The organism is Paractinoplanes maris (assembly GCF_023544465.1).
In the GTDB taxonomy this organism is placed as follows: domain Bacteria; phylum Actinomycetota; class Actinomycetes; order Mycobacteriales; family Micromonosporaceae; genus Actinoplanes; species Actinoplanes maris.
The window spans coordinates 246,925-273,328 of the sequence record NZ_JALPVL010000017.1 but is presented as its reverse complement, the minus strand read 5'-3'; the positions used below and the strand labels follow the sequence as shown (position 1 = coordinate 273,328).

General features: G+C 72.1%; 23 protein-coding genes. 15 read left to right on the top strand and 8 right to left on the bottom strand.

The annotated features are described in order from the left end of the window. The first annotated feature begins 166 nt into the window (after positions 1-166). Positions 167-2,383 (top strand): glycoside hydrolase domain-containing protein, encoded by a 2,217-nt coding sequence (locus NAG42_RS45240; protein WP_308201251.1) that lies wholly within the window; start codon positions 167-169, stop codon positions 2,381-2,383. Between the two features lie 12 nt (positions 2,384-2,395). Then, positions 2,396-3,646 (top strand): glycosyltransferase, encoded by a 1,251-nt coding sequence (locus tag NAG42_RS40705; protein ID WP_250037862.1) that lies wholly within the window; start codon positions 2,396-2,398, stop codon positions 3,644-3,646. On the opposite strand, the gene NAG42_RS40700 is transcribed toward NAG42_RS40705, so the two are convergent. The 3 genes from NAG42_RS40700 to NAG42_RS40690 all read right to left on the bottom strand — a co-directional run bounded on the left by NAG42_RS40700 (position 3,640) and on the right by NAG42_RS40690 (position 5,657). Continuing rightward, positions 3,640-4,023 (bottom strand): nuclear transport factor 2 family protein, encoded by a 384-nt coding sequence (locus NAG42_RS40700; RefSeq protein WP_250037861.1) that lies wholly within the window; start codon positions 4,021-4,023, stop codon positions 3,640-3,642. The two genes, NAG42_RS40705 and NAG42_RS40700, sit on opposite strands and share 7 nt — an antisense overlap. Before the next feature lie 264 nt (positions 4,024-4,287). After that, positions 4,288-5,214 (bottom strand): hypothetical protein, encoded by a 927-nt coding sequence (locus NAG42_RS40695; protein WP_250037860.1) that lies wholly within the window; start codon positions 5,212-5,214, stop codon positions 4,288-4,290. Between the two features lie 38 nt (positions 5,215-5,252). Then, entirely contained in the window at positions 5,253-5,657 is a 405-nt protein-coding gene (locus tag NAG42_RS40690; protein WP_250037859.1) for a VOC family protein, read from the bottom strand. Positions 5,658-5,733: 76 nt separating this feature from the next. Between NAG42_RS40690 and NAG42_RS40685 the strand changes: the two genes are divergently transcribed. Beyond that, positions 5,734-7,014, top strand: coding sequence for a sensor histidine kinase (locus NAG42_RS40685; protein WP_250037858.1), 1,281 nt, complete (start codon positions 5,734-5,736; stop codon positions 7,012-7,014). A gap of 60 nt (positions 7,015-7,074) precedes the next feature. Then, positions 7,075-7,692 (top strand): GNAT family N-acetyltransferase, encoded by a 618-nt coding sequence (locus tag NAG42_RS40680; protein ID WP_250037857.1) that lies wholly within the window; start codon positions 7,075-7,077, stop codon positions 7,690-7,692. Here NAG42_RS40680 and NAG42_RS40675 read toward each other — a convergent pair. Further along, the gene (locus tag NAG42_RS40675; protein ID WP_250037856.1) at positions 7,679-8,392 is read right to left on the bottom strand and encodes an acetoacetate decarboxylase family protein; all 714 of its coding nucleotides are present in this window, start codon (positions 8,390-8,392) and stop codon (positions 7,679-7,681) included. The two genes, NAG42_RS40680 and NAG42_RS40675, sit on opposite strands and share 14 nt — an antisense overlap. A 65-nt stretch (positions 8,393-8,457) precedes the next feature. Between NAG42_RS40675 and NAG42_RS40670 the strand changes: the two genes are divergently transcribed. From NAG42_RS40670 to NAG42_RS40640, 7 genes are all read left to right on the top strand, one after another. Then, positions 8,458-9,576 (top strand): NAD(P) transhydrogenase subunit alpha, encoded by a 1,119-nt coding sequence (locus NAG42_RS40670; RefSeq protein WP_250037855.1) that lies wholly within the window; start codon positions 8,458-8,460, stop codon positions 9,574-9,576. Next, positions 9,573-9,857: an NAD(P) transhydrogenase subunit alpha part 2 gene (locus tag NAG42_RS40665; RefSeq protein ID WP_250037854.1), complete on the top strand. Its 285-nt coding sequence runs from the start codon at positions 9,573-9,575 to the stop codon at positions 9,855-9,857. Before NAG42_RS40670 ends, NAG42_RS40665 begins: the two co-directional genes overlap by 4 nt. Further along, the gene (locus NAG42_RS40660; protein ID WP_250037853.1) at positions 9,854-11,245 is read left to right on the top strand and encodes an NAD(P)(+) transhydrogenase (Re/Si-specific) subunit beta; all 1,392 of its coding nucleotides are present in this window, start codon (positions 9,854-9,856) and stop codon (positions 11,243-11,245) included. Before NAG42_RS40665 ends, NAG42_RS40660 begins: the two co-directional genes overlap by 4 nt. Before the next feature lie 115 nt (positions 11,246-11,360). Beyond that, positions 11,361-12,527 (top strand): alpha/beta hydrolase-fold protein, encoded by a 1,167-nt coding sequence (locus NAG42_RS40655; protein ID WP_250037852.1) that lies wholly within the window; start codon positions 11,361-11,363, stop codon positions 12,525-12,527. Between the two features lie 9 nt (positions 12,528-12,536). Further along, the gene (locus NAG42_RS40650; RefSeq protein ID WP_250037851.1) at positions 12,537-13,310 is read left to right on the top strand and encodes a phosphotransferase; all 774 of its coding nucleotides are present in this window, start codon (positions 12,537-12,539) and stop codon (positions 13,308-13,310) included. A gap of 178 nt (positions 13,311-13,488) precedes the next feature. Next, positions 13,489-14,283, top strand: a complete 795-nt coding sequence (locus NAG42_RS40645) for a S1 family peptidase (protein ID WP_250037850.1) — start codon at positions 13,489-13,491, stop codon at positions 14,281-14,283. A gap of 325 nt (positions 14,284-14,608) precedes the next feature. Next, complete coding sequence (locus NAG42_RS40640) at positions 14,609-15,796, top strand: cytochrome P450 (RefSeq protein ID WP_250037849.1); 1,188 nt, start codon at positions 14,609-14,611, stop codon at positions 15,794-15,796. Here NAG42_RS40640 and NAG42_RS40635 read toward each other — a convergent pair. Next, the gene (locus tag NAG42_RS40635; RefSeq protein WP_250037848.1) at positions 15,783-16,928 is read right to left on the bottom strand and encodes a cytochrome P450; all 1,146 of its coding nucleotides are present in this window, start codon (positions 16,926-16,928) and stop codon (positions 15,783-15,785) included. The genes NAG42_RS40640 and NAG42_RS40635 overlap by 14 nt on opposite strands. A 9-nt stretch (positions 16,929-16,937) precedes the next feature. After that, complete coding sequence (locus tag NAG42_RS40630) at positions 16,938-17,513, bottom strand: TetR/AcrR family transcriptional regulator (protein WP_250037847.1); 576 nt, start codon at positions 17,511-17,513, stop codon at positions 16,938-16,940. 87 nt (positions 17,514-17,600) lie between these two features. Between NAG42_RS40630 and NAG42_RS40625 the strand changes: the two genes are divergently transcribed. Together NAG42_RS40625 and NAG42_RS40620 are read left to right on the top strand one after the other, a co-directional pair. Continuing rightward, positions 17,601-17,963, top strand: a complete 363-nt coding sequence (locus tag NAG42_RS40625; RefSeq protein ID WP_250037846.1) for a DUF4267 domain-containing protein — start codon at positions 17,601-17,603, stop codon at positions 17,961-17,963. Positions 17,964-18,044: 81 nt separating this feature from the next. Beyond that, positions 18,045-19,625 carry a methyl-accepting chemotaxis protein gene (locus tag NAG42_RS40620; RefSeq protein ID WP_250037845.1) on the top strand — a complete coding sequence of 527 codons (1,581 nt, stop codon included), beginning with the start codon at positions 18,045-18,047 and terminating at the stop codon, positions 19,623-19,625. 27 nt (positions 19,626-19,652) lie between these two features. On the opposite strand, the gene NAG42_RS40615 is transcribed toward NAG42_RS40620, so the two are convergent. After that, positions 19,653-21,170: a methyl-accepting chemotaxis protein gene (locus tag NAG42_RS40615; RefSeq protein WP_250037844.1), complete on the bottom strand. Its 1,518-nt coding sequence runs from the start codon at positions 21,168-21,170 to the stop codon at positions 19,653-19,655. A 96-nt stretch (positions 21,171-21,266) separates the two neighbouring features. Between NAG42_RS40615 and NAG42_RS40610 the strand changes: the two genes are divergently transcribed. After that, entirely contained in the window at positions 21,267-22,022 is a 756-nt protein-coding gene (locus NAG42_RS40610; RefSeq protein WP_250037843.1) for a PASTA domain-containing protein, read from the top strand. Here NAG42_RS40610 and NAG42_RS40605 read toward each other — a convergent pair. Next, positions 22,012-23,379, bottom strand: a complete 1,368-nt coding sequence (locus NAG42_RS40605) for a transaminase (RefSeq protein ID WP_250037842.1) — start codon at positions 23,377-23,379, stop codon at positions 22,012-22,014. The genes NAG42_RS40610 and NAG42_RS40605 overlap by 11 nt on opposite strands. Before the next feature lie 134 nt (positions 23,380-23,513). Between NAG42_RS40605 and NAG42_RS40600 the strand changes: the two genes are divergently transcribed. Continuing rightward, complete coding sequence (locus NAG42_RS40600) at positions 23,514-25,754, top strand: putative bifunctional diguanylate cyclase/phosphodiesterase (RefSeq protein WP_250037841.1); 2,241 nt, start codon at positions 23,514-23,516, stop codon at positions 25,752-25,754. Positions 25,755-26,404 lie beyond the last annotated feature (650 nt).

Sequence of the window (26,404 nt, the reverse complement as noted above, 5' to 3'; positions counted from 1 at the left end):
AGACGTCCTCCCGTCCGCGACGCTGCCCGAATGGGTATCTGAACGGTGCGTTCAGCCGGATGTCCGACAGACTGGATCACGAGGCAGTCCTATCCAAGATCAAATCTGACTGGGGAGTTCACCTTGCCGAAACCACCCGCCGCTTTTCGCTGGATAGAGTCCGGCCATTCTCGACAACGTTGACCCCTTCATCGGCACCGCGGCGACGGATCTGCCTCCCGCCCGCGGTCTCGCCGCCACGTGGTGGTTCCCGAAACCCCAGGTCGGCAACACCCACCCGGGCGCCACGGCCCCGCTGGGCATGGTGTCGGCCTGCGCCTACTCCGGCGCCTACCCGACCGGCTACGGGCTCTACACCAAGAACACCGAGGGCGTGCCCGAGCCGATGTTCGACCGGATGCAGGCGTCCGGGTTCACCCACTTCCAGCAGTCCGGCACCGGCGCCATCCGCAAGTACTACAACTACGTCCGGGTGACCCCGATGGTGCAGCCGCTCGACGAGCTGGGGCAGTCGTGGCCGCTGCACGACGAGGAGGCCTCGCCCGGCTACTACGCGGCCACCCTGGGCACCGGCATCCGCAGCGAGATCACCGTCGGCGACAAGGTCGCGGTGCACCGATACACGTTCCCGGCGCACAGCAGCGCCCGCGTCGTGATCGACCTGTCCGGTGGCGGCCTGGCCTCCGAGCTCGGCCGCACGGTGCCGCTGCGCGCCCAGATCGAGAGCATGGGGCACGGCCGGGCCCAGGGCACCGTGGTCATGGAGGGTGTGCCGCTCTCGGTCCACGTCGAGGTCGACAGCCCCGGCTGGCGCCAGATGCTCTGGTACGACCGGCGGTTGATCGACGGCGGCACCCGGCTCGATTTCGACAGCATCCGGCACACCAACCTGCGCCCGTTCGGTCTGCTCTTCATGGGCTCGGCCCGGGCCGGGCAGACGATCGAGGTGCGGCTGGGCTTCTCGCTGCGGGGCGGCGACCAGGCCCGCGACAACCTGCACCGGGAGTGCGGCACGGACAGCCCGGCCTTCACCGCCGTACGCGCGAGAACGAGGGCGAAGTGGCGCGAGCATCTCGGGAAAGTGCAGGTCGAAGGAGGCACCCCGGCCCGGCGGACGGTGCTGTCGACCGCGCTCTACCACTCGCTCATCAAGCCGTGCTTCGCCGACGACGAGAGCCCGTTCTGGCCCGACTCCGGGCCGTACGCGTTCGACGTCTGCACGATGTGGGACATCTACAAGACGCAGATCCCGCTGCTCTCCGTGCTCGTGCCCGACCGGGCGGCCGACCTGCTCGAGTCGCTCATCCGGGTCTGCGAGGAGGAGGGCAACTTCCCGATCGGCTACCGGATGGCCCGCGGCGCCGACCGGTTCTTCCGGCAGGCCAGCGCGCTCGCGCACACCGCCCTGGCCGACGCGCACGCGCTGGGCAGCTCGCGCATCGACTGGGCCTGGGCGCTCGTGCACATGGCCGACGACCTGCGCCGGATGTACGGCGAGGACTTCTACGAACACGGCGTCGTGCATCCGATCACGCACACGCTCGACCTGGCCATCGGCTACCACTGCACGGCCGGGGTGGCCCGCGCGCTCGGCGACCACCGGCTGGCCGCCGACCTCGAGGAGCGCAGCCGGGGCTGGGTCAACGCCTTCGACCCGGACAGCGGCCTGCTCAGGAACTCCGAGTTCTACGAGGGCGGCAAGTGGAACTACTCGTTCCGCCTGCTGCACGACATGCGCGCCCGCATCGAGCTGGCCGGCGGCGACGCCCGCTTCCTCAAGAAGCTCGACCGGTTCTTCGGCTTGGGCGCCGAGGCGGTCAAGCAGCCCGGCCGGCGCCCGACCGCGGCCGAGATGGCCGCCGGCTACGCGCTCAAGCGCTTCGAGGGCCTGAACAACGAGCCCGACATGGAAGCGCCGTGGGCCTACCACTACGCCGGTCGCCCCGACCGCACCGCCGAGATCGTGCACTCCGCGCTGACCTGGCAGTTCGGCACGGGCCCGGGTGGCCTGCCGGGCAACGACGATTCCGGCGGGCTGAGTTCCTGGTACGTCTGGGCGTCGCTCGGCCTGTTCCCGGTGGCCGGCCAGAACCTGTTCCTGATCAACGCGCCCGCCTTCGCCCACGCCACGATCCAGGCCCCGGGCGGCGACTTCGTGATCGAGACCAGCGGCCACCGCGAGACCCCGATCGGCGTCGACGGCCTCGACCACGAGCCCCCGCCGCTGTATGTGCAGGAGGCGACCCTGAACGGCGAACCCCTGCCCGCCACGCACCTGAGCGCGGCCGACGTCCATCGCGGCGGCCGGCTGCACCTGCGGCTGGGCCCCGAGCCGTCGGACTGGGGGAGAGCAAACCGGCCGCCGTCGTTGTCCGATCCCTGAGGAGGACCCTCGTTGAACAAGCCTGACCGTCGTCTCGTCATCGTGGTCCGCGCCGACCCGGTGATCTGCGGCCACTCCGGCGAGGCCCGCAACCTCGCCGAGGTCGCGCTCACCCGGGGCTTCACGGACGTCCGCCTGCTGACCTGGCCCATCGCGGTGCTGCAGGCCGCCGGGCTGCCGCTCAAGCCGCTCGACCGGCTCCTGCCCTACAGCGAGGGCATCACCGTCGAGCGGCCCGAGGCGGTCGGCGACTACCGGGTGCCGGACGGCCGGCATCTGGCCGGGCTCACCGGCCGCCTGGTCGAGCTGCTGGCCGACCCGGTGCCGACCGTCTGCCTGTCGATGTATCTGGTGCCGCACCAGACGGTCGTGGTCGACGCGGTGAACGCGGCCCGCGCGGCCGGCTTCACCCCGCAGGTGCGCACGATCGCCAAGGCGGTCGGCTCCGACGTCACCAACGTCATCAAGCAGTGCCTGCGTGAGGGCCGTTTCGGCGCGGCCACCGTCCTGTTCACCACGTTCCTGGCCAACGACGAGGTGGTCGCGGTCTCGGAGTACACGAAGGACGAGATCATCGCGTCGGCCCTCGAGGTCGACGCCTCGTGCGGGACGTCGTTCGCCGAGCAGTGCCGGGCCCGGGTCACGGTCAGCTATCCGCCGATCGACTCCTCGGCCTACCTCGACCTGAAGCCGGAGGCGGTCGACGACGCCCTCGCCCGGCGCGGCCTGAAGCGGGACGGCTACATCCTCTTCCTCTCCCGGGTGGCCCGGGCCAAGGGCATCTACGACCTGGTCATCGCGTACGGCCAGATGCGCAGCCGGGACGACGTGAAGCTGGTGATCGCCGGCAACGGCCCGGCGCTGGAACACGTGCGGGCGATGGCCAAGGAGGACGACCGGATCGTCTTCCTGACCGACGTCGACGACGAGGAGAAGCCGTTGCTGATGCGCGGCTGCGCGGCCTACGCCCTGCCGACCAAGCCCGAGCCCGACTTCGTCGAGACCTTCGGCATCGCCCTGGCCGAGAAGATGCTGGCCGGCGGCGGCCCGGTGATCACCACGCTGACCGGCGGCACCGGCGAGGCGGTGGGCGACACGGCGATCGTGGTCGAGCCGGGCGACATCAACGCCCTGGCCGACGCGCTCGACCACGCCGTCCTGGAGATGACCGACGCCGACAAGGCCGAGATGGCCGCCCGGGCACTGGAGAAGGCGATGACCTTCGACCGCGAGGCCGTCTTCGACTCCCTGCTCCCTCAGTAGCGCTCCACCAGGTGTTCCCGGCCGGCCGGCGGATCGTACGCCTCGGGCCAGTAATCGGTGATCCGGCTGATCCGGCCGTGGTCGCCGACCTCGACCCAGACGCAGGCGTCGAGCCCGTCGGCCCCGACCCGCACGTCCAGCACCAGGGCGGCGGCCCGGCCGTCGGCCACGACCCGGCGCGCCCGCAGGTGCCAGTCACCCGGATAGTCCGCGTTGAACCGCAGGAAGGCCGCCCGGCCGCGGATCCGCTCGCGGGTCTGTGGCATCTCGTAGACCACGTCCGGTGCGAGCAGCGTCGTCAGCCGGGGCCAGTCGCGGCGGTCGAGACTCTCCACATAGTCCATCGCTGCCTGCCGGGTCGCCGCGGTCTCATCCATGCGGCGGACGCTACCGTGTGCCCCCGACAACGTCGCTCCACCGGCTCAGGGGAATTCCACGATGGCCACGGTCCGCGTCGAAGCGGTGATCGACTCACCGGCGCAGCGGGTGTGGGAGGCGGTGGCCGACGTCGGCCACGTTCACCGGCGTCTGCTCCCCGGGCGCGTCGCCGGCGTTCGTCTCGACAACGAGATACGGAGTCTGACGATGCCGGACGGGTCGGAGATCCGCGAGCGTGCTGCCGTCGGCCTTCGACGGGCCGGTCAGCGGCCGCAGCGAGCGCACTCGCGCCGGGTCCGCAGGTGATAGTCGGTGGACGCGACGACCAGGCCGAGACCCCAGACGCAGTAGGCCGACATCGCCACCAGCAGGAACGTGTCGGAGAACTGGCTGACCGAGCCCGACGCCAGCTGCACCAGGCCCATGCCGAAGTAGGCCACCAGACCGACGCCCAGACCGAACCCCGGGATCAACAGGATGAGGCGGGGGATCGTACGGCCGGCCAGCAGCGGCACCCAGCGCGGCCAGATCCGGCCCCAGCCGTGCACCAGTGCCATCGGCAGCAGGATGCCGGCCAGCAGCATCCCCACCTCCAGCGCGATCACCGGGGTGTTGGTGGTGAGCCCGTCGAACCCGACCACGGCCTGGGCGACGAACCGGGCGGTCAGACCGGCCACCGCGGCGTACGCGGCGAGGCGCGCCCACCCGGCCGGTGCCGGTGATCGCCCGCCCGGCCGGCCGGTCCGGCAGCACGCGGGACAGTCGCCCCGGGTGCGCCGCTGATATCCGGCGATCGCCAGACCGAGCAGGACCGCGCCGCCCGCACACCCGAGACGGCTGGCGAAGGCGAGCGGGTCGAAATACGGCCCGACGCTGAGCAGCAGGAATCCCACGAGCTCGGGCAGCAGGATGCCCGCGGCCGCCACCAGCAGCCCGGCGACCGCCCAGGCCGCCCCGGCCAGGGCCGGCCGCCAGGTCGTCGTCCGGTGCAGCACGACGGCCAGCACCCCGGCCGCCGCACACAACGCGACCGCCCACCACCCGGTGAAGCCGAGCAGATCCGACCCGAACGGCTCGAACGCCGGCGCCCCGCCGACCGCCCAGACCAGCCGGACCCCGCCGTAGGCCACCGCCCAGCCGACCACCGCGGAGGTGATGCCCGGGCCGGTCGTCGTCGTTGTTGTCTGCATGCACTGAGCCTGGCCGGAAGCCCGCCGGCGCGGATCCCTCAGCGAGGGGGACCGTCTCCCTCGCCCGGGGGGTTCAGCGGTGACTTGTCGCCCACCAGCCAGAAATGCCCGAAGGGGTCGAAGAACCCGCCCTGCCGGTGCGTGCCCCACGGCGCCTCGTGGTCGCGCACCGGATCGTGATAGTTCGCCCCGGCGGCGGCGGCCCGCTCGGCGAACGCGTCCGGGTCCTCGACGAACACCTCCACCCGTACGGTGGTGGTCCCGGCCGCGACCGGGCTGGCCCATTGACTCGAAGGCTCGGCCACGAAGAACGGCGCCCCCTGGATCCGCAGCCCGGCCACCGACCCGACGCTCCACAGCTCGGTGGCCCCCAGAGCGCGCTGATACCAGGCCGACGCCGCCGCGGCATCCGGCACTCCGAGCATCAGCGAAATGACAGTCACACCCGCACGCTACGCCTCCGCGCCCGTGCCATCATGGCGGGACGCCAAGGATATGTGACTTCCGCTGGAGCAGGTCGTGAGCATCGAAGCCGAGTTGCGGGCGGATCTCGAGCGCTGGGAGCGCCAGGAGACGGCCGCCTTGCGGGTCCTCCCACATCTGCTTCTGGCCGTGTGCACTGTCATCGCCCTGCTGCTGCCGCTCCGGGGCGAGGCGCCGCACCAGCCGGCGACACTCGCTCTCTCGGTCGTGGCCGCGCTCTGGCTGCTGTGGTTCCACGTCCTGCACCCGGCCTGGCACCGCAACTCCCGGCTGATGGGCGCCTATTACGCGGTACTCATGCTGCTGGCGGCCGCCTTGGTGGCCACCGCGCCCTGGTATGGCCTGTTCGCCTTCGCCGGCTATCCCCAGGCGTTCCACTACCTGCGAGGCCGGTGGAGATACGCCGGTGCCGCCGCCACCTCCATGATCATGGCAGTGTCCTATCTCGGCGGGATCGCCACCATCAGCGGCGGCTTCTGGTGGGCGTGGCTCGCCATCAGTCTGATCAGTACGGTGCTGGCCTGGGGCTCGTCCTACCTCATCGACATGGGGGATCAGCGCGACCGGCGGCAGAAGCAGGCGCTCGCGGAGTTGCACGAGGCCAACACCAGGATCGAGGCGGCGCTGGCCGAGAACGCCGGCCTGCACGCCCGGCTGCTGGTCCAGGCCCGCGAGGCCGGGGTGCACGACGAGCGGGAACGGATGGCGCGGGAGATCCACGACACCCTGGCCCAGGGCCTGGCCGGCATCCTGGCCCAGCTCCAGGCCGCCCAGCAGACGATGGAGGGGCCGCCGGCGTCGCGCCGGCACGTCACGAACGCGGTCAGCCTGGCCCGCGAGAGCCTCACCGAGGCTCGCCGGACGGTCCACGCGGTGGAGCCGCACGTACTGGCCGAGGCCCGGCTCCCGGAGGCGATCGACGACGTCGTGCGGCGCTGGTCGGAGGTCCACGAGATCGAGGCGGTGCTGACCACGACCGGCGACCCGCGCCCGATGCACGCCGAGGTCGAGGTGGCGTTGCTGCGGGCCGCGCAGGAGGCGCTGGCCAACGTGGCCAAACACGCCAAGGCCAGCCGGGTCGGCCTGACCCTGTCGTACATGGACGACCAGGTGACCCTGGACGTCCGCGACGACGGGGTGGGCTTCCAGCCCGGCGCCCGGCGTTCGCCGGCCTCCGCCGACGGTGGTTTCGGCCTCGCCGGCATGCGCCGGCGGGTCCAGCGACTGGCCGGCCGCCTCGACATCGAGTCGGAGCCGGGCGGCGGCACGGCCATCTCGGCCTCCGTGCCGGCGATCCCGGCCGGCGGCTGTCGGTGATCGGGTCGCGATCGACGAAACCTCCTCGCGCGACGGCGGTTCCTGTGTGATCGTCGCCGGGTGCCACAACCGATTCTGCGTACCGCTCGTCTGGTGATGGTTCCGCTGGCCGATCGGCACCTCGAGCTGGAGGTGCGGCTCGACGCCGATCCCGAGGTGCTGCGGTATCTCTGGGGACGAGCCCGGTCGCGGCCCGAGGTGGTCGCCAGCCATGCCGAGCGGATGGCTCTGGGCGCGAAGGTCGACGGGCTGGGCTATTGGATGGCCTTCGCATCCGATGGGTCCGGGCCGGGTTCGCCGCCGCCGGACGACAGCTTCGTCGGGCTGATGATGCTGCCGCCGGCCCACGGGCCCGACCAGCCCGACGACCCGTCGGTCGGCGAGCTCGGTTACCGCCTGGTGCGCCGTTCCTGGCGGCAGGGGCTGGCCAGTGAGGCGTCCCGCGCCCTGCTGCGGCACGCCTTCGGCACGGTCGGGCTGAGCCGGGTCATCGCGCAGACGATGGCGGTGAACGCCGGTTCGCGGGGCGTCATGGAGGCCGTCGGCCTGCGGTACGTGCGCACCTACTACCCGGCCTGGGACGATCCCCTGCCCGGATCGCAGCTGGGTGAGGTGGAGTACGAGATGACGCGCGAGATGTGGCAGCACCGTGCCGGGGGCGACGTCAGACTTCGGTGAACTCGTCGAGGGGGCCATGCAGACGGGCGGCGTGGACGGTCAGGAGGGGCTTGCCGGTCATGCCCAGGGCGGTCATCCGGGCCGCCATCGGGTGGTCTCCCAGCCGTACGCGGAACGCACCTCGACCCAGACGCACGCCGGACAGGCGCATCGGGACCCGGCCTCGCAGCACGCGGCCCGCCTGCGCGCCACGGTCCAGATAGGACCAGGAGGGCAGCGTCGCCCGCACGGCGAACGGCAGCCGCAGGCGGCCGTGCCGGAACGAGGCCCGCACGACCTCGGTGGTGCGGTCGCGCACCACCACATCGGTCTCCATCTTGGAGAAGCGCAGGTCCGCGTCCATCAGCCATTTCGGCAGGGCCCAGAAGTCCTGGCCCGCCTCGCGGGTGAAGGCGCCGGTCACCGGCAGATCGACCAGGTGCAGCCCCGGCGGGCCGGACGGGCCGCGGACCAGCAGGCCCACGCCGACCTCGTCGTAGGACTTGAGCGCCCACTCGTCGTAGTGGACACACATGATCATGCCGAGGGCCCGGCCGAACACGGAGAACGGGCGCAGGGGGGTCTCGCCCAGCACCGAGCGGGCCGAGGAGGCCCGGGTCGTGAAGACCGCGGCAGTCAACCGGGCCGAGGTGATCTCCACCGGAAGGGTGATCGTTTCGCCCTGCAGTGACCAGACGCCCTCGCCGACCCGTTCCGCCATGCGGCGACCCTACCGTCCGGCGGGTGGCCGGGCCGAGCGGGAAGTGATAGGGCTTCGATATGTCGATGACGACAGTGGGAGTCCTGCGCGAGACCGCCGGCCGCGAACGCCGGGTGGCGCTGACCCCGGACGGAGTCGCGCTCCTGCGCCGCGGCAACCTCCGGGTGCTCGTCGAGGCCGGTGCCGGGCGCCCGGCCTGGTTCGACGATCAGGCGTACGCCGAGGCGGGGGCCGAGGTCGGGTCGAGACAACAGGTGTACGACGAGAGCGGTGTGCTGCTGGTGGTGCGGCCTCCCGACGACCTCGCCGCGCTGGCCGCCGGCCGGATCCTGATCGGGCTGCTCGACCCGCTCGGTGATCCCGCGCCGGCCGAGATGCTGGCGGCCCAGGGTGTCACGGCGATCAGTCTCGACCTGCTGCCGCGGACGCTGAGCCGGGCCCAGCCGATGGACGCGCTCACCTCACAGGCCAACGTGGCCGGCTACAAGTCCGCGCTGCTGGCCGCCGAGGCCTACGGCGGGTTCTTCCCGATGCTGGTGACGGCGGCCGGCACCACCCGGCCGGCCCAGGTGCTGGTGCTCGGCGCGGGCGTGGCCGGGTTGCAGGCGCTGGCCACCGCGCGGCGGCTGGGGGCGCTGGTCACCGGCTACGACGTGCGCGAGGCGGCGCGGGCCGACATCGCCTCGACCGGTGCCGCCGTGCTGGAGCTGGCGTCGGGACAGCAGACCGCCGACGGGTACGCGCGAGAGCTGGCCGGGGAGGCCGCCACCCGGCAACTGGCCGCCCTGACCGAGGCCGTGCCCCGCTTCGACGTGGTGATCACGACGGCCAAGGTGCCCGGCGGCCGCTCCCCGTTGCTGGTCTCGCAGGAGGCGCTGGCCGTGATGCGCCCGGGCTCGGTGGTGATCGACCTGGGCGGCAACGTGGCCGGTGCGACGGCCGACACGCGGACGATCACCGACCACGGCGTGACCGTCATCGGCGCGCCCAACCTGGCGTCCACCGTGCCGGTCGCGGCCTCCACGGCGTACGCGAGAAATGTCGTAGCCCTGGTCCAGAATCTGATGCCGGAGGGAATCCTCTCCCTCGACGGCACCGACGAGCTCCTCGCGGCGGTGCTGGTGACCCATGGCGGCGAGGTTGTGCACCCGAGGCTGCGTGACTATCAGAAGGAGACCCGATGAGCCCGCTGCTCCTGGCCGATCTGACCGTCTTCACGCTCGGCCTGCTCGTCGGCTTCGAGGTGATCAGCAAGGTGCCGGCCACCCTGCACACGCCGTTGATGTCCGGCGCCAACGCCATCCACGGGGTCGTGCTGGTCGGCGTCATGCTGCTGGCCGCCACGATCTCCACCCCGGCCGGCTACGCCCTGCTCGCGGTGGCCGCCTTCTTCGCCGCCATGAATGTCGCCGGGGGATACGTCGTCACCGACCGCATGCTGGCCATGTTCCGGAGCCGGGGATGAGCGCCTTCGACACGATCGTCCACCTGATCTACCTGGTCTGCGCGACCGCGTTCGTCGCCGGCCTGCACCTGATGAACGCGCCCGCCACCGCCCGGCGCGGCAACCAGGTGTCGGCCGCGGGCATGGGGCTGGCCATCCTGACCACGGTGGCCGTGCTGATCGAGGGCCGGCAGATCGACACGTGGGCGGCCTGGGCGCTCGGCGTCGGCACGGCCGCCGGCGCGGTGGCCGGGCTGGTGGCCGCGCGGGTGGTCCGGATGACGGCGATGCCCCAGCTGGTGAGCCTGTTCAACGCGGTCGGCGGCGGCGCGGCGGCCCTGATCGCGCTGGGCGAGCACCCGGCGACGACCCAGGCCGAGGTGACCGGCGTGCTCGACGTGCTGATCGGCGCGCTCACGTTCAGCGGCTCGCTGATCGCCTCGGGCAAGCTGGCCGGGCGCGTCCCCGGGCGGCCGATCGTCGTGCCCTACGGCCGGCTGATCTCGATCGGGCTCGCGGTCGTCGCGGCCGTGACGGCGGTGCTGGTCGTCGGCTTCGACGGCGGCACGCCCGCGCTGTGGGGTGCGGCCGCGGCCGCGCTGGCCGCCGGCGTGCTGCTCACCCTGCCGATCGGCGGGGCCGACATGCCGGTCGTGATCTCGCTGCTCAACGCCTGCACCGGCACCGCCGTGGCGATGGCCGGGTTCGTGCTCGGGAGCACGCCGCTGATCATCGCGGGGGCGCTGGTCGGGGCGGCCGGGGCGATCCTGACCAAGCTGATGGCCGACGCCATGAACAGGCCGATCGGCGCGATCATCGCGGGTGGTTTCGGCACGGGCGACGCGGTCGCGGTGGCCGGTGGGTCCGGGTCCTCGTCCGTCCGCGAGATCACGGCCGACGACGCGGCGATCCAACTCGCCTACGCGGGCCGGGTGGTGATCGTCCCCGGCTACGGGCTGGCCGCGGCCCAGGCCCAGCACGAGGCGGTGGCGCTGGCCCAGGCCCTGACCGAGCGCGGCGTCGAGGTGGAGTATGCGATCCATCCGGTGGCCGGGCGCATGCCGGGCCACATGAACGTGCTGCTCGCCGAGGCCAACGCGCCCTACGAGCAGCTGGCCGACCTCGACGAGAGCAATCCCGGCTTCCCGCGCACCGATGTGGTGCTGGTCGTGGGGGCCAACGACGTGACCAACCCGGCGGCGCGCCGGCCCGGCAACCCGGTGTCGGGCATGCCGATCCTCGAGGTCGACCGGGCCAAGAGCGTTATCGTGATCAAGCGGTCGCTCGGGCACGGCTACGCGGGCATCGACAACGAGCTGTACTCCGACCCGCGGACGGCGATGTTGTTCGCGGATGCGAAGGCGGGACTCGGCGCCCTGCTGGCCGGACTGTCCACGTACGCCAGATAGCGCGGGATCGCGGGGGTGCCCGGGCGTCGGGAAGATCGTCTTCTTGACATTGAAAGATCCGATTGAAACTCTCAGTGGCGGATCGCTCACCCTCCGCCTTGCCCGGGAGTGCCCTGTGCAGAGTCCACAGCTCGACGCCTTGCTCGACGCGCTGCTCGACGAACCGGCTTCGCTCGACGAGTTCTGGCGACGGGTCACGGCCTCGGGCACCCCACTGATCGAGGACTGGCGCGACGACTCGCGGCTGGTCACGTTCCTGTGGCGGGGCGCGGCCCGCAGCACGCGGGTGTGGTGGGGGCTCGACATCGCGCTCGAGCAGCTGCCCGGCACCGACCTCTGGTATGCCACCCGGGTGCTGCCGTCCGACCTGCGCACGATCTACTGCTTCGCCCACGACGCGGCCGACGGGCTCCCGGCCGACCCTTCCGGGCAGGGGCCGTGTCACGTCGACGCCTTCAACCCGCTGCGGCAGTATTTCGAGGGCGAACCCGGCGACCCGGACGATTCCGACGCGTGGTTGTCGGTGCTCTCGCTGCCCGACGCGCCCGCCGAGCCCTGGCTCGAGCCGCGGCCGGGGGTGCCGGCCGGAACTTTGGTCGACGCTCCACTGTCACCGCCGGTCTCCGTCTACCGCCCGGCCGGGACGCCGACCGAGGGGCTGCCCGTGCTCGTGGTCTTCGACGGCTGGATCGCCCGCACCGCGCAGCGGATCCCCACCATCCTCGACAATCTGATCGCCGCCGGCGAGATCCCGCCGCTGGTCGCCCTCTTCGTCAGCAACTACGCGGCCACCCGCGACGACGAGCTGACCCCCGGCTCCGCGATGGCCGGCTTCGTGACCGGGACACTGCTGCCGTGGGCGCGCACCGAGCTCGGCGCCGGCGCCGACGGGCGGGCCAACATGATCGCGGGCGTGTCCCGGGGCGGACTGGCCGCGGCGGCCCTGGCGCTGAGCTCGCCGGAGTCGTTCGGCGCGGTGATCTCACAGTCGGGCAGCTTCTGGTGGCCCGGTGACGACCCCGGCCGGCTCATCCGCGAGGTGGCCCGGCGGCCCCCGGCCGACATCCGCTTCTACCTCGACGTCGGCATCTTCGAGACCCATCCCGCGCCGCCCGGTGACGGCCCGACCCAGATCGACGTGAACCGGGCCATGCGCGACGCGCTGCGGGCCCGCGGCTACTCGGTCTCCTACGCCGAATACACCGGCGGCCACGACTACATCAACTGGCGCCGCACCTTCGCCGACGGCCTGATAGCGGTGGCCGGAGTCCACGCCTCCTAGGGTTGCCCCATGGAGATCCTTCCCGGCGGCATCAACGAGATCGTCCGCATCGGTGACACCGTGCGCCGCCCGGCCGGGCCGTGGTCGCCCCACGTCCACGAGCTGCTGCGCCACCTGGAGGCGGCCGGCTTCGCCGGTGTGCCCCGCGTCCGGCGGGAGATCTCCGACGGGTACGAGTATTTGTCGTTCCTGCCCGGCGACGTCTCGAACTATCCACCCCTGGCCGCGGCGATGTCGGCTCCCGCGCTGACCACGGCCGCCGCGCTGCTGCGCTCCTATCACGACGCGACGGCCACCTTCGCCGCCACGGCCCCGCGCGAGGGCTGGCAGGCCCCCGCGCTCGACCCGGTCGAGGTCCTCTGTCACGGCGACTTCGCGCCGTACAACTGCGTGCTCGACGGCACCCGGGTGGCCGGCATGTTCGACTTCGACTTCGCGCACCCCGGCCCCCGCCTGTGGGACGTCGCCTACGCCGTCTATCGCTGGGTGCCACTGACCGCCCCCGGCAACACCGACGGCTTCGGCACCACCGACGACCAGGCAGCGCGCCTCCGCACGTTCTGCGACTCCTACGGCCTGGACCGCGCCGGCCGCACCGCCCTCGTCGACGCGGTCGCCGTCGGCCTGCACGCCCTGGTCACCCTGATGCGCACAGCGGCCGCGGCCGGCCACGAGGCCTTCGCCGGCCACCTGGCCGACGGCCACCACCTGCTCTACCTCACCGACGCCGACTACATCCTCGCCCACCGCCCCACGTTCGAGAGCCACCTGCTCGACCAGTGAGCTCGACCAGCCCGCGGTTGTGCGTCGGTGGGTTCCTCTTTTGAGGTAAACGGATCGGATATCGGGTCCGGTGGGGTCGGGGGATTCCCTTGGAGCCTGTTCTGTTCGTAACGTGAGGGGGTCATGGCGGAACGCTACGAAGGGGTCCGGGGTGGTGACTCGTCATCAATGGGGACGAATGGCCTCGGTCGGCCTGGCCGCCTTTGTGGCCTGGGCCATGACCGGGCAGGCCTCGGCCCTCGTGAGCTCGAAAGCCGAGGCCGCCGAGATCGGTGCTGAGCGCAACCCGGCCGTCGTCCGGGTGGAGGCCGACCGCGGGCTGCTCGACGACGGGCTGGCCTGCACGGGCACCCTGATCGCGCCGCGCTGGGTGATCACCGCTCAGCACTGCACCAATCGGGACCGTCAGCCGGGCCGGGCCTACCGCGCCCGCGACATGGTGGTCCGCCCGGCTGCCCCGGGCACCGCCCGGTGGCCGGTCGTCGCCGTCTGGCGGATGGGCGGCTACGACGACCAGACCTTGGCCAACGACGTGGCCCTGCTCGAGCTGGCAGAGCCCGTCACCTCCGTCACGCCGGCCGGGATCGCCTCGCGGGCGGCTCCGGCCGGGACGCGGGCCGAGGTCCTGGGTTTTGCCGGCCGGCCCGCCCAGCACGCCGGTCAGGTCCGGGTGACCAGCCTGGCCTCGGTGAACACCGGGCCGTGCCTGTTCCCGGACTCACCCCGGTCGTCGATGACCTTTGTGACGTCCGTCGAGGGCGGCTCGACGCGGGGCGACAGCGGCGGCCCGATGTTCGTGCGGCGCGGCGACCGGCTGGAGCTGCAGACCGTCACCGCCGGCGCGGCCGACCGGGTCACCTGCGAGGCGCCGGACCTCAAGGGACACCCGCAGTCCTGGGTCGGCATCTACAACCGGGTCGACCGGGCCAGCGCGGCCTGGGGCTTCATCACCGCGCATGTGCCGGTCGGCTGAACCCGCCCGGGGTCGGCGGAACAGTCCGCGCCGGACCCCCCAGCCGAGGGGGTGGCCTGATGGTACGGCCGATTCCGCTGCTACCCGCGGGCTCCATAGCGTGAACGAGGCACCTTCAGCTTGCTGAGAGCCGGACGCCCCCATCGGGAACCGGGGACGCGGCCGGCCGGCCGGGGTGACCGCCGCCGGGGGAACGCTCGTCCAGGCGCGAGGCGGTGGTCACGTGCCGGGGTGGGCGGGCAGCCGGGGCGGCGGCCCGCCCACCAACGGCCCGACCGCGGCCCGGGGCTGCGGCCGGGGCGAGCGAACGCGGATGATGAGACGCATGGATTTTCCGACCGCGCTCGGTTCGCTGTTCACCCCCGAGGGACGCCACGACCCGTACCCGGCCTACGACGTCCTCCGGGCACACGCCCCGGCTTTCCTGGCACCCGACGAACGCTGGTATGTCACCACGCACGCCCTGACCAACCGGTTGCTGCGCGACCCGAGCGTGCGCCTGGCCGACGCCGGCGACTACGACCAGTTCTGGCCCGAGTGGCGGCAGAACCGGGGTGTCGCCTCGGTGGTGCTGTCGATGTTGCAGAGCAACCCGCCCGACCACACCCGGGTCCGCCGGGCTGCCGCGGCCACGTTCACGCCGAAGCGCATCGGCGGCATGCGCGAGGTCATCGCCGGGCAGGCCGAGGAGCTGATCAAGGCAATGCCGCCGGCCGCGGACTTCATGACCGCGTTCGCCTACCCGCTACCCATCGGTGTCATCTGCGCCCTGCTCGGCGTCCCGGCCACCGACCGCGTCTGGTTCCGCGAGCGCGCCGCCGACCTGACCGTGGTGCTCGAGCCGATCAGCACGGTCGAGGAGATGGAACTGGCCGACGCGGCCGGGCGCGACCTCGAGGACTACTTCGTCGGCCTGATCGCCGAGCGGCAGCGCAACCCGCAGGACGATCTGACCAGTGCCCTGATCGCCGCGGGGGACACGCTCACCGGCGAGGAGCTGCTGGCCAACCTGGTGCTGCTGCTCGTGGCCGGCTTCGAGACCACTGCCAACCTGCTCGGCCTGGGCCTGCACCTGCTGCTCGGGCACCCCGATCAGGCCGGGCGGCTGCGGGCCGACGCCGAGCTGGCGCCCGCCTTCGTCGAGGAGATTCTCCGGTACGACTCACCGGTCCAGCTGACGTCCCGGTTCACCACCCGGCCGGTCGAGCTCGGTGACGGCGTCGACGTGCCGGCCGGCGCCGGGCTGACCATGTTGCTCGGTGCGGCCAACCGTGACCCGGCCCGCTACGACGACCCGAACCGCTTCGACCCCGACCGGGCGAACGTCCAGCCGGTCTCGTTCGGCGGCGGCGCCCACTACTGCCTCGGTGCCCCGCTGGCCCGCCTCGAAGCCCAGGTCGCGTTGCCGCTGCTGCTCACGATGCTGCCCCGGCTGGCCCTGACCGGCGAGCCCGAGCGCCGCGACCGGCTGACCCTGCGCGGGTTCGCCTCGCTGCCGGTCACGTCCGGGTGAGCCGCACCTCGCGGTAGCCGCGCAACACGAACGTGGGCCGGTTGACCGGCTCGGCGGCCAGGTCGAGGTCGTACGCCAGCAGGGCCTCCAGCGCGGCCCGCAACTCGATCCGGGCCAGGGGGGCGCCGAGACAGAAGTGCCGTCCCGCGCCGAAACCCAGGTGCGGGTTGGGGTCGCGGCCCACGTCGAAGCTGTCCGGCGCGGTGAACACGGCCGGATCCCGGTTGGCCGCGCCGAGCAGCGCCGCGATCGGGGTGCCGGCCGGAACCCGTACGCCGGCCACAGTCACGTCCGAGGCGGTGGTCCGGGCGAACAGGTGCAGCGGGGAGTCGTACCGGATCATCTCCTCAGCCGCGGCCGGCAGCAGCGACCGGTCGGCGCGCAGCCGGGCCAGCTCGGCCGGATGCCGCAGCAACGCCACCAGGCCGCCGCCGAGGGCGTTGACCGACGCCTCGTGGCCCGCGTTGAGCAGCAGGATCGCCGTCGCGACAACCTCGTCGGCCGACAGCACCGGCACGAGGTGGCTGATCAGGTCGTCGGCCGGCTCGGCGGTCCGCCGCGCGGCCAGCCGTCGCAGGTAGGCGGCGAACTCCCGGCAGGCGTCGAGCGCGGCGGCCTCGACCGCCGGCGTACGGGAGACCTCGTACATCCGCACGATGGCCGCCGACCACGGGCGCAACCGCGGCCGGTCGGACTCCGGCACACCCAGCAGCTCGGCGATCACCGTGACTGCCAGCGGCTCGGCCACGTCGGCCAGCAGATCGAAGGTCGACCCCGCTTCCCGTACGAGGGTCACGGCCGTCGCCGCCACGGCCGGCCGCAGCCGGGCGACGTGCCCGCGGGCGAACGCCCGGGCCACCTGCGAGCGCAGCCGCGTGTGCACGGGCGGCTCGTTCTCCATCATCTGGTTGCGGTGCAGCAGGTTGAACGGCTCGTACACCTCGGCCGGCTCCCGGTCGTGCCAGAACCGGCCCAGCTGCCGATCGCGCAACACCGCGCCGGCGGCCGCGTGGGTGGCCGCCAGGAACTGCCCGGTCGGCTCGTGCCAGGTGACCGCGCCCTGGTCCCGCAGCCGGGCCAGGGCGGGGTAGGGGTCCTGGATGAACGCGGGATCGGTGAAGTCGAGCGGCACGCGTCCCATCTAACGCGGCCCGAAGTGCTGGAGCAGCAGGGCCAGCCGCTGATCCTGCCCGTCGCGGGGCAGACGGCCGCCCCGGGTCAGCGTCATCAGCCCGTGCAGGCCGGCCCAGAAGACCTCGGTCGACGCGCCCAGGTCGTCGTCGCCGATCAGGGGGCGCAGGGCTTCCCGCAGCTCGCCGAAACCCTCGTGCAGCGGGGCGGGGGTGTCCGGGCTCGCGAAGGTCAGGTCGACCGCGTTGGTGAACATGGCCTCGTACAGGACCGGCCGGGTCTCGGCGAAGCGGGTGTAGGCCGCGGCCACCGCGGCCAGCGCGGCTTGCGGGTCGGGGGCGCCGGTCCGGGCCGTGCGTAGCTCGGCCGCCAGCTCGGCGAAGCCCTCGACCGCCACGGCCGTCATGATCGCGTCCTTGCCCTTGAAGTGGCTGTAGAGCACGGGCTGGCTGTATTCGATCCGCTGGGCCAGCCGCCGCGTGGTGACGGCATCCCACCCTTCGGCCTCGGCCATCTCGCGGGCGGCGTCGATGATCAACCGCTCCCGCTCCTGACGTGCGCGCTCCCGACGCTCCTGAATAGGCATGACAAGAATTCTAGCGCCACTAGCGCTTCTGTCGGCGCAATGCTAGCGTCGATCTAGTTCCTAGCAGCGCTAGAAAGAGAGACCGTCATGCTGAGCTTCTTCGCCTACGGGCTGGCCATCGTGCTCAACGGATTCATCATCTTCATCGGAGCCCGATTCCTGCTGGCTCCGGAGCCGGCCGCGACCGGTTACGGCGTACCGGCCCGGCCCAACGCCTACCTGAGCGTCAAGGGCGTGCGCGACCTCAGCTACGGCCTGATCGGCCTGGCTCTCCTGGCGTTCGCCGGGGCGTCCGCCGCGGCGTGGTTCATGCTGGTCGTCGCGCTCGTGCCGCTGGGCGACACACTGATCGTCCTGCGGAACGGCGGCACCAAGGCCACTGCCTTCGGCATCCACTTCGCCACCGCCGTGGCCGTCCTGCTGAGCGCCGCCCTGCTGTTCGCTTTGTAGCAGCGACGGCAATGTGCTCAGCCGGGCACTCCTTCGTGCCGATCTGAGGTTTTGCGGACCGAAACCGAGAGGCATGGGGATATGGGACTGGTGGGGGCGTTCGACAACCGCTCGCTGCGGACAAAGATCGGAGCCGCGGTACTGGCCGGAACGCTCACCGGGGTGCTCGTGGGCGGGGTGGCCCTGTTCACCCTGCACGAGCAGAACGTCGACGCGGCCGCGGCGCAGCGGTCGACGATCGCCGTGGAGTCGGCCACCGGGGCGTTCGCCAAGAACATCGAGGCGTTCGGGGGCAACACCTCCGCCCTGCGGCTCTATCCGGCGCTCAAGGACGTGATCACCCAGGGCCTGACGGCCAACAAGACCGCCATCCAGGGTGCCCTCGACCAGTTGCGCACCGCCTTCGCGGGAGACGCCGCGGGCACCGCCGCCGTCGAGAAGGCCGCCACTGACTGGGCCGACTTCCTGGAGTTCATCCAGATCGACCAGCGCGGGGTCAGTCCGGCCGAGCTGCAGCAGGTCCTGGAGACCTACAACAAGCTCTACGGCGCCCTGGGCGAGGACCAGAACGCGCTCGCCGCGCTGGCCGAGGCCCGCTCCGAGGACGCCATCGCCACGGCCGAGTCGGACACCGAGGTCGCCACCTGGACGATCGCCGTGCTGCTGGGGCTGGGCGTGCTGATCAGCCTGCTGCTCGGGTTCCGAGTCGCCAACCGCGTGCGGAACACAGTCCGCGAGGTCGCCCGGGTGGCCGAGGGGCTGGCCGACGGCGACCTGACCCGTACGTCGGGGGTGACCGTCCGTGATGAGGTCGGCCTCATGGCGGGCTCGCTCGACCAGGCCATCGCCCGCCTGCGCGAGGACGTCGTGACGCTGGCCGGCAACGCCGCCACACTGCACAGCGCGGCCGGTCAGCTGACCGCCGTCTCGGGCGCCGTCGACTCGGCCGCCTCCGCCGCCTCGACCCAGGCCGGCTCGGTCGCCTCCGCGGCCGACGCCGTCTCCAACAACCTGCAGGTCGTCTCGGCCGGTTCGCACGAGATGGGCTCGGCGATCCGCGACATCAGCGTCTCCACCACCGAGGCCTCCGAGGTCGCCGTCCAGGCGGTCGAGGTCGCGTCGGCGACCAACGCGATCGTCGCCCGGCTGGGCGAGTCGTCCAGCGAGATCGCCTCGGTCGTCAAGACCATCACCGCGATCGCCGAGCAGACCAACCTGCTCGCCCTCAACGCCACCATCGAGGCGGCCCGGGCCGGCGAGTCGGGCAAGGGCTTCGCGGTGGTGGCGGGCGAGGTCAAGGATCTGGCCCAGGAGACCGCGAAGGCCACCGAGGACATCGCCCGCCGCGTTCAGGCGATCCAGAGCGACACCGGCGGCGCGGTCGCCGCGATCGGCGAGATCTCGGCGATCATCGAGCGGATCAACGGCATCCAGATGACCATCGCCTCGGCGGTGGAGGAGCAGACCGCCACCACCCAGGAGATGAACCGCACGCTGTCCGAGGCGGCGTCGGGCGCCGGCAACATCGCCGCCACCATCGGCGGCGTGTCCGAGGCCACCCAGCGCACCACGGCCTCGGTCGGCGAGACCCGGCACGCGGCCGACGCCTTGGCGACGACCGCGAGCCAGCTGCAGAGCCTGGTGTCCCGCTTCCGGTACTGAGGATCTGACCGGTTTGGAGCTCGAGGGTCAGTGCTCGAAGGCGTGAGCCATCGAGGACTGTTCCTCGAGCACCTCGCCGATCCGGGCCTGCACGGCATCGAGCTGGGCGATCGTGTCGCTCGTGGTCCGGATGCCGGACGCCACCGACCCGGCGCTGGCCTGCAGCGCGGCGATCTGCTCGGAGACCTTCTTGGTGGCCTCGGCCGTCTCCCGGGCCAGCTCCTTGACCTCGCCCGCGACGACCGCGAAGCCCTTGCCGATCTCGCCGGCCCGGGCTGCCTCGATGGTGGCGTTGAGGGCGAGCAGGTTGGTCTGGTCGGCGATCGACGAGATGATCTGGATGACGTCGCCGATCGCCGCCGACGCGTCGTTGAGCGAGGCCACGTCCCCGGTCATGTCGGAGGCCCGGCTCACCGCGTCGTCGGCCACCCGGCTCGCGTCTGAGGTGGCCGTGCGCAGCCGGGACACCGTGTCGAGCAGCGCGCGCGCGTTGGAGGCGGCCGTCTCGGCCCCGCGCACCACGTCGAGCCGCTGCGACACGAGCTGCTGCACGTTGCGCAACGCGTCCATCCGCGAGTCGGAGAGATCGACGAACTCGGTGGTGAAGAAGTCCATCGTGCCGACGATGCGGTCGCCGCTCGAGATCGGGAAGCAGACCCCGGACCGTACGCCCGCCCGTTGCGCCGCCGGTGCCCGGACACAGTCGGTGAGCTGGCCGATGTCGCGGACGAAGACCAGGTCGCGAGCCCGCCAGGCCCGGCCCGACAGCCCGACGCCCTCGGCGAAGGTGGCGGCCAGGGTCACTTTCTTGAACTCGTCGCCGGCGGTGCCCGACTCGACGCAGAAGCGCAGCACGTTGTCCTGCTCGTCGACCTGCCAGTAGGACCCGTAGGCCCAATGGAACGCGGTCCGCACGGCGTCCAGGGCCGACCGCAGCGCGACGGAGGAGTCGGTGGTGTGCCCGAGCGCGGCGACCACATTGGTGACGGCGAGCCGGTCGTCGGCGACCTGGCGGGTGAAGGAGGCGGCCAGCGCGGCCACCCGGGCCTGCTCCGCCACCCGCGCGATGGCCCCCCATTTGCTGAGCAGCGCGGCGTCGGGAGCGAGGTCGGAGGCGGTGAAATACTCGAGCACAGAGGTGGCCCGGCCCTGCTTGACGACCGGCACAGCAATGCCGGCCCGGGCACCACCGCGCAACGCCGCGGCAAGCCGGGGGTCCGTGGCCGCGGCCCGCTCGTTCGCCCACACCGGGTGCGCACCGCGGACGGCCTGTTGGACGAGATTCGGCTGCGCGGAGCCGGCCAGGGCGCCGGCCAGCCGGCCGCACTCGAACTCCAGCCGCGGCTTGCCGGCCTCGATGACCCAGATCGCCACGTATTCGAGGTCGTAGAACTCGAGGTGGGTGGACGCGTAGACCCGCCAGCTGCTGGCCTCGTCGGTCGCGCTCTCGAGGTTGGTGACCAGCTCTTCGAGCGCTTCGATGTCGCGTGGCAGCGTGCGCGGCGGGGCGGGCTCATCCGCCACCCGCTTTCCGAACAGACCCATGGTGTCAGGCTACGAGTGTTATGCGCTCTTTATGGCACTATCGGGAAACGACCCCGGCCCCGCTCAGATCGGCCGTTACCAATACGGTGCGTCCCCATGGGTGTTCGTGATCTGTTCTCGTCCGGGCGCACGCCGCGGATGGCCGGCGACAAGATCCAGCGCGGTGTCTCCATTTTCGTGGTGGGACTGCTGTTCTCGATGATCGTCGTGTCGGTGCTGCTGGCGCTGTCGAGCGGCAACGGCGGCGCCGGCGTGACCGCGTTCCTGCTCTTCGTGGCCGCCTCGGCGGTCGGTGCCGCGCTGGGTTTCCTCTTCGGCCTGCCCCGGGCCCGGGCCGCCGAGGCGAGCGAGGCCGCCGCCAACGACGGCCGGGCGGCGACCTTCTACCTGACCAACTCCAACCTGATCAAGGTGTCGGACTGGCTGACCACGATCGTCATCGGTCTCGGCCTGGTCAACCTGGGCAAGGTCGTGCCCAGCCTGCGCAGCCTGGCGCGGGCCCTGCACGACCCGCTCGGCGCCACGGCGTACGCGGGGGTGGTCGGCATCTCGCTGCTGATCATCGGTCTGCTGGCCGGGCTGATCCTCAACTACCTGTGGACCAGCATCCGCGTCCGCGAGCTGCTCGAGGAGGCCGAACGGCAGAACCGGCAGACCGTGCCCGACCTGAGCAATCAGACGCTGGCCGAGGCCCGGCAGGCCGCCAGCCGCAGCAACGTGACGTTGCTGGTGCCCGACGGCGTGCCGGACAACGCGCTGGTGACCCGCCAGGCGGTGCCGCCCGGCGCGACCGTGCCGTCCGGCACCGCGGTGGCGATCAGCACGGTCGAGATGCCCGACCTCAGGCCGTGAGCTCCGACAGCGCGTCCGCGAAGACCGAGTGGTGGCGCTCGACGTCGGCCGTGGTGGTCTGCGGCGACATCAGCGCCATGTTGTGGAACGGGGTGAGCAGCACACCGCGGTTGGCCAGATAGACGTGCAGGAAGTCCTCGAGCTCGGCGTCGGCCGCGGCCGCCGACTCGGTGCCGTTGCGCGGGGCGGGGTCGGCGAAGCGGTATTCCACCCGCGCTCCGAGCTGGCTGACCGACCACGGCAGGGCGTACCCGTCAATGATCTTGCGAAGCCCGGTGGCGAAGGCCGTCGCCGTGGCGATCATGCCGTCGAAGGCCTGCTCGGTGAGCACCTGCTCGAGGCAGGCGCGCGCGGCCGCCATCGACACCGGGTTGCCGGCCAGCGTGCCGCCGACACCGCCCATGTCGACCAGGTCGAGATCCGAGCGGCCGAGGATCGCCCCGGCCAGGTCGGCGCTCAACCCGTACGCCCCGATCGGGATCCCGCCCGCGATCGCCTTGCCGATGGTCAGCACGTCGGGGGCGAGATCCCAGGCCGCGGTGGCCCCGCCCGGCCCGGCCGAGAAGGTGTGCGTCTCATCGTTGATCAGATAGGTGCCGTACCTGCGGGTCAGCTCGCGCACCCCGGCCAGGTAGCCCGGCTCGGGCAGCACGATCCCGATGTTGGTCAGCGCCGGCTCCATCAGCACGGCGGCCACGTCGCGGTGGGCCAGCTCGCGCTCCAGGCCGGCCAGGTCGTTGAACTCGGCCACCCGGCTCGTCTCGGTCACCTCGACCGGTGCGCCGACGTTGCCCTCCCGGCTCAGGCCCCGCCCGTCCGGGCCCACCACGATCAGCGACTCGTCGACCGAGCCGTGATAGCAGTAGCTATTGACCAGGATCTTCGGCCGCCCGGTGACCGCGCGCAGCAGCCGGATGGCCCAGCGGTTGGCGTCGGTCGCGGTCAGGGCAAAGCTCCAGTACGGGAGGCCGAAGCGCCGGCTGAGCTCGGCCCCCACGGCCGCCGCGTCCTCGGTCGGCATCATCGTGGTGGCGCCGCCGAGGCCGGCCAGCCGGTGGTGCACGGCCTCGACGACCGGCGCCGGGGAGTGCCCCGCCATGGCGCCCGTGTCACCCAGGCAGAAGTCGAGATAGTCGTGCCCGTCGACGTCGGTGATCCGGTTGCCCGACGCCCGCTCGAAATAGACCGGGAAGCCGGCCGCGGTCTTGTTCATCCAGGTCATCGGCACCCGGCCGAACAGGTGGTCGGCGCGCTGATACGCGGCCGCCGAGCGGGGCCGCCGCTCGGCGAAGACGCTGCGCTCGCGGGCGGCGAGCTCCCGCAGGAGGGCGCGATCAACTCCGGATTCCGTCGTCATGGCGGCACGCTACCAATGTTCTGATCCCCGAGGCGAGCCCTGCCGACCGATTCCGCACCGGCCGTCCGAGGGTCGAATGTTGTGAAGTCCATCGCTGGAACTCAAGTCGGGACGCGGCGGTCCGATGACCGGACGTGAGGTACGGACGGCTCTGGATCTGGTGGCTCGTGGCCGGGATGGCTGCGACCGCCGGTCATTACGTGCTGCCCGAGGGCAGCGTGGTCGCGAGCATCGTCTACGACGTCGTCGGCGTGGCCACCGCGGTGGGCATCCTGCTCGCGCTGCGCCTGCACCGGCCGCAGCGACCGGCGATGTGGCGCTGGTTCGCCGCCGGGCAGATCACCTTTGTGCTCGGCGACCTGACGTACGAGTTCTACGAGAACGTCCTGCACCGCTCGCCCTACCCGTCGTTCGCCGACGTGTTCTACCTCGGCTCGTACCCGATGCTCTTCGCCGGTCTGGTCCTGCTCGTCCGGCGGCACCGCAGCGAGGCCGGCGACCTGATCGACGCCGCGATCGTGGCGACCGGGATCGGCCTGGTCTTCTGGCTCTTCGTGCTCTATCCGGTGGCCGCCGACTCCGGGACCTCGACCCTGGAACGCGTGACCACGGTCGCCTACCCCGCGGCCGACGCGATGGTGCTGGCCCTGCTCGCCCGCCTGTTCACCGGTGGCGGCGCCCGGACGGCCAGTGCCCGGCTGCTCGTGGCCGGGGCTGTGCTGATGCTGGCGGCCGACACGTTGTTCGCCGTGATCCCGCTTTACACCTCGGCCTCGACCCATCTGGCCGACCCGGTCTTCCTCCTGGCCTACGTCCTGTGGTCGGTCGCCGCGCTGCACCCGTCGATGGCCGTCGAACACGGCGGTGGCGGACGCACCGCAGCCCGCGTCGGCCCGTCCCGGCTGCTGCTCTTCGGCGCCTGCGCCCTGCTCGCGCCTTCCCTGCTGCTCGTGCCGCAGATCGGCGCGGACCCGGTCGGCCGGCTCTCCGTGGCGATCGGCGCGGGCGCGCTCATCCTGCTGGTCCTGGCCCGGATGTCGGGCTTCGTGTTCGAGGTGCGCCGGCAGTCGGCCGAGCTGACCCGGGCCGCCATGCAGGACACGCTGACCGGCGTGGCCAGCCGCCGCTGCTTCGAGGACGCGCTGCGCCAGTCGCTCACCGCCGGCAGCCGTCCGCAGATCGCCCTGCTGGGCCTGAACGGCTTCAAGAACGTCAACGACGAGCTCGGCCGCCCGCTCGGCGACCGCGTGCTCAACTCGCTGGCCGCCCGCCTGGCGGCCGCGGCCCCCGGCGACGCTCTGGTCGCACGGATCGGCGGCGACGAGTTCGCGGTGCTGCTGCGCTCGGCCGGCGCCGACCAGGCCCGCACGGTCGCCGCGTCGCTGACCCACGCGCTGAGCGCACCGGTCGCGGTCGACGGCCACGAACTGTACGTCGGGGTGGCCATCGGCCTGGCCGGCGGCGCCGGCGTCACCCCCGTCGAGCTGCTACGCCAGGCCGAGACGGCGATGTACACGGCCAAGCAGACCGGCGAACCCGTACGCCGCTGGACCCCTGCCCTGGACGAACGGGCCGGCGAATTCGTCCGCCTCGGCGCCGAGATCCGCACCGCGCTCGACAGCGGCCAGTTCCGCGTGGTCTACCAGCCCATCGTCGAACTGCCCACGGGCCGGGTGGCCGCGGTCGAAGCCCTGGTCCGCTGGGAACACCCGACCCGCGGCCTGGTCAGCCCGGCCGCCTTCATTCCGGTCGCCGAACGCAACGGCCTGATCGTCGAACTCGGCGAGTGGATCCTGCGCACAGCCTGCGCCCGCCTGGCGTCCTGGCGCACCACCCTGGGCCCCGCCGCCCCCGACCGGGTGAGCGTCAACGTCTCGGCCCGCCAGCTGGCCCGCCCGCACTTCGCCGCCACGGTGGCCGCCGCACTGGCCGACAGCGGCCTGCCCGCCTCGTGCCTGGCCGTCGAGGTCACCGAGACGGCGGTCTTCGAAGGCGGCCAGGCGGTGGTGGCCCTGCACGAACTGCGCGCCCTCGGCGTACGGATAGCCCTGGACGACTTCGGTACCGGCCACTCGTCGCTGGGCCTGCTGCAAACAGTCCCGGTAGACATCCTCAAGGTCGACAAGTCCTTCGTCGACAACGTCACCGAAGCCGGCCGCCACACGGTCATCGCCGACGCGCTCCACCAGGTGAGCGCGGGTCTGGGCCTGGTCGCCGTGGCCGAGGGAGTCGAGACAGCGGCCCAGGCCGAAGCCCTGCACCGCCTCGGCTACTGCTACCTGCAGGGCTACCACTTCGGCCGGCCGGTAGCGGACCCGGATTTCGCCCTGTCCGAGGCGATCGCGGGGGAGCAGTCGTACGAGGTGCCGGCCTGAGCCGCCTCACCCGTCCCGATCAGGGTGGCTAGCCGGTTCGGCTTTGGTGGCTGGGGTCGGGCCGCCAAACGCTCAGGCGTGGGCGCGGATCTGTGGGTTGACCGGGATATTCGGGCTGTCGCGGTGACGCCTACGGGCGCCTGCGGGTTGCCGGGCCCGGGGGCGTAAGAGGTGCGGTGATCGCCGCCTGTCGCAGATGGGTGGTGGGCGGGGCGCGGTTGCCAGGCCTGGGGCGTTGTGGTCGTGGTGAGTGCTGCCGCTTGGGGCTGGGTGGTGGGCGCGGTGTGGGTTGCCAGGCCCGGGGCGTCGTGGTTGCGGTCACTGCCGCCCGTCGCGGCTGGGCGGTGGGGCGGGCGCGGTCGCCAGGCCCGAGGCGTCGTGGTCGTCGGTGGCGACGCCCGGTTGCGGTAGGCGGGTGGTCGCCAATGGTGGTCGCTTCCTGCGATGGGTCTGTGTTGTTCCGGGGCGGGCGCTTCAGTCGGCTGTGCATATGAGAGTCGTGGCTGGCGGCCGATCAACTCGCGGGAGCAAGGACGGCAATGGTGGAGGTGCTTGTGCTGGCGCTGGCGATTGTGGAGATGCGGCTGGCGTGAGGCCGACTGCATTGGGGGATCGGTTGGCTGAGTGATCGTGCTGGTTGCGGTTGACGG

What these genes read in the sequence shown, in the direction of transcription:
- NAG42_RS40700 (WP_250037861.1), bottom strand. Translation starts at nt 4,023, where the DNA reads ATGGATGAGACCGCGGCGACCCGGCAGGCAGCGATGGACTATGTGGAG.
- NAG42_RS40615 (WP_250037844.1), bottom strand. Translation starts at nt 21,170, where the DNA reads ATGGGTCTGTTCGGAAAGCGGGTGGCGGATGAGCCCGCCCCGCCGCGC.
- NAG42_RS40695 (WP_250037860.1), bottom strand. Translation starts at nt 5,214, where the DNA reads ATGCAGACAACAACGACGACGACCGGCCCGGGCATCACCTCCGCGGTG.
- NAG42_RS40640 (WP_250037849.1), top strand. Translation starts at nt 14,609, where the DNA reads ATGGATTTTCCGACCGCGCTCGGTTCGCTGTTCACCCCCGAGGGACGC.
- NAG42_RS40665 (WP_250037854.1), top strand. Translation starts at nt 9,573, where the DNA reads ATGAGCCCGCTGCTCCTGGCCGATCTGACCGTCTTCACGCTCGGCCTG.
- NAG42_RS40610 (WP_250037843.1), top strand. Translation starts at nt 21,267, where the DNA reads ATGGGTGTTCGTGATCTGTTCTCGTCCGGGCGCACGCCGCGGATGGCC.
- NAG42_RS40675 (WP_250037856.1), bottom strand. Translation starts at nt 8,392, where the DNA reads ATGGCGGAACGGGTCGGCGAGGGCGTCTGGTCACTGCAGGGCGAAACG.
- NAG42_RS40625 (WP_250037846.1), top strand. Translation starts at nt 17,601, where the DNA reads ATGCTGAGCTTCTTCGCCTACGGGCTGGCCATCGTGCTCAACGGATTC.
- NAG42_RS40645 (WP_250037850.1), top strand. Translation starts at nt 13,489, where the DNA reads ATGGCCTCGGTCGGCCTGGCCGCCTTTGTGGCCTGGGCCATGACCGGG.
- NAG42_RS40670 (WP_250037855.1), top strand. Translation starts at nt 8,458, where the DNA reads ATGACGACAGTGGGAGTCCTGCGCGAGACCGCCGGCCGCGAACGCCGG.
- NAG42_RS40630 (WP_250037847.1), bottom strand. Translation starts at nt 17,513, where the DNA reads ATGCCTATTCAGGAGCGTCGGGAGCGCGCACGTCAGGAGCGGGAGCGG.
- NAG42_RS40650 (WP_250037851.1), top strand. Translation starts at nt 12,537, where the DNA reads ATGGAGATCCTTCCCGGCGGCATCAACGAGATCGTCCGCATCGGTGAC.
- NAG42_RS40620 (WP_250037845.1), top strand. Translation starts at nt 18,045, where the DNA reads ATGGGACTGGTGGGGGCGTTCGACAACCGCTCGCTGCGGACAAAGATC.
- NAG42_RS40605 (WP_250037842.1), bottom strand. Translation starts at nt 23,379, where the DNA reads ATGACGACGGAATCCGGAGTTGATCGCGCCCTCCTGCGGGAGCTCGCC.
- NAG42_RS40660 (WP_250037853.1), top strand. Translation starts at nt 9,854, where the DNA reads ATGAGCGCCTTCGACACGATCGTCCACCTGATCTACCTGGTCTGCGCG.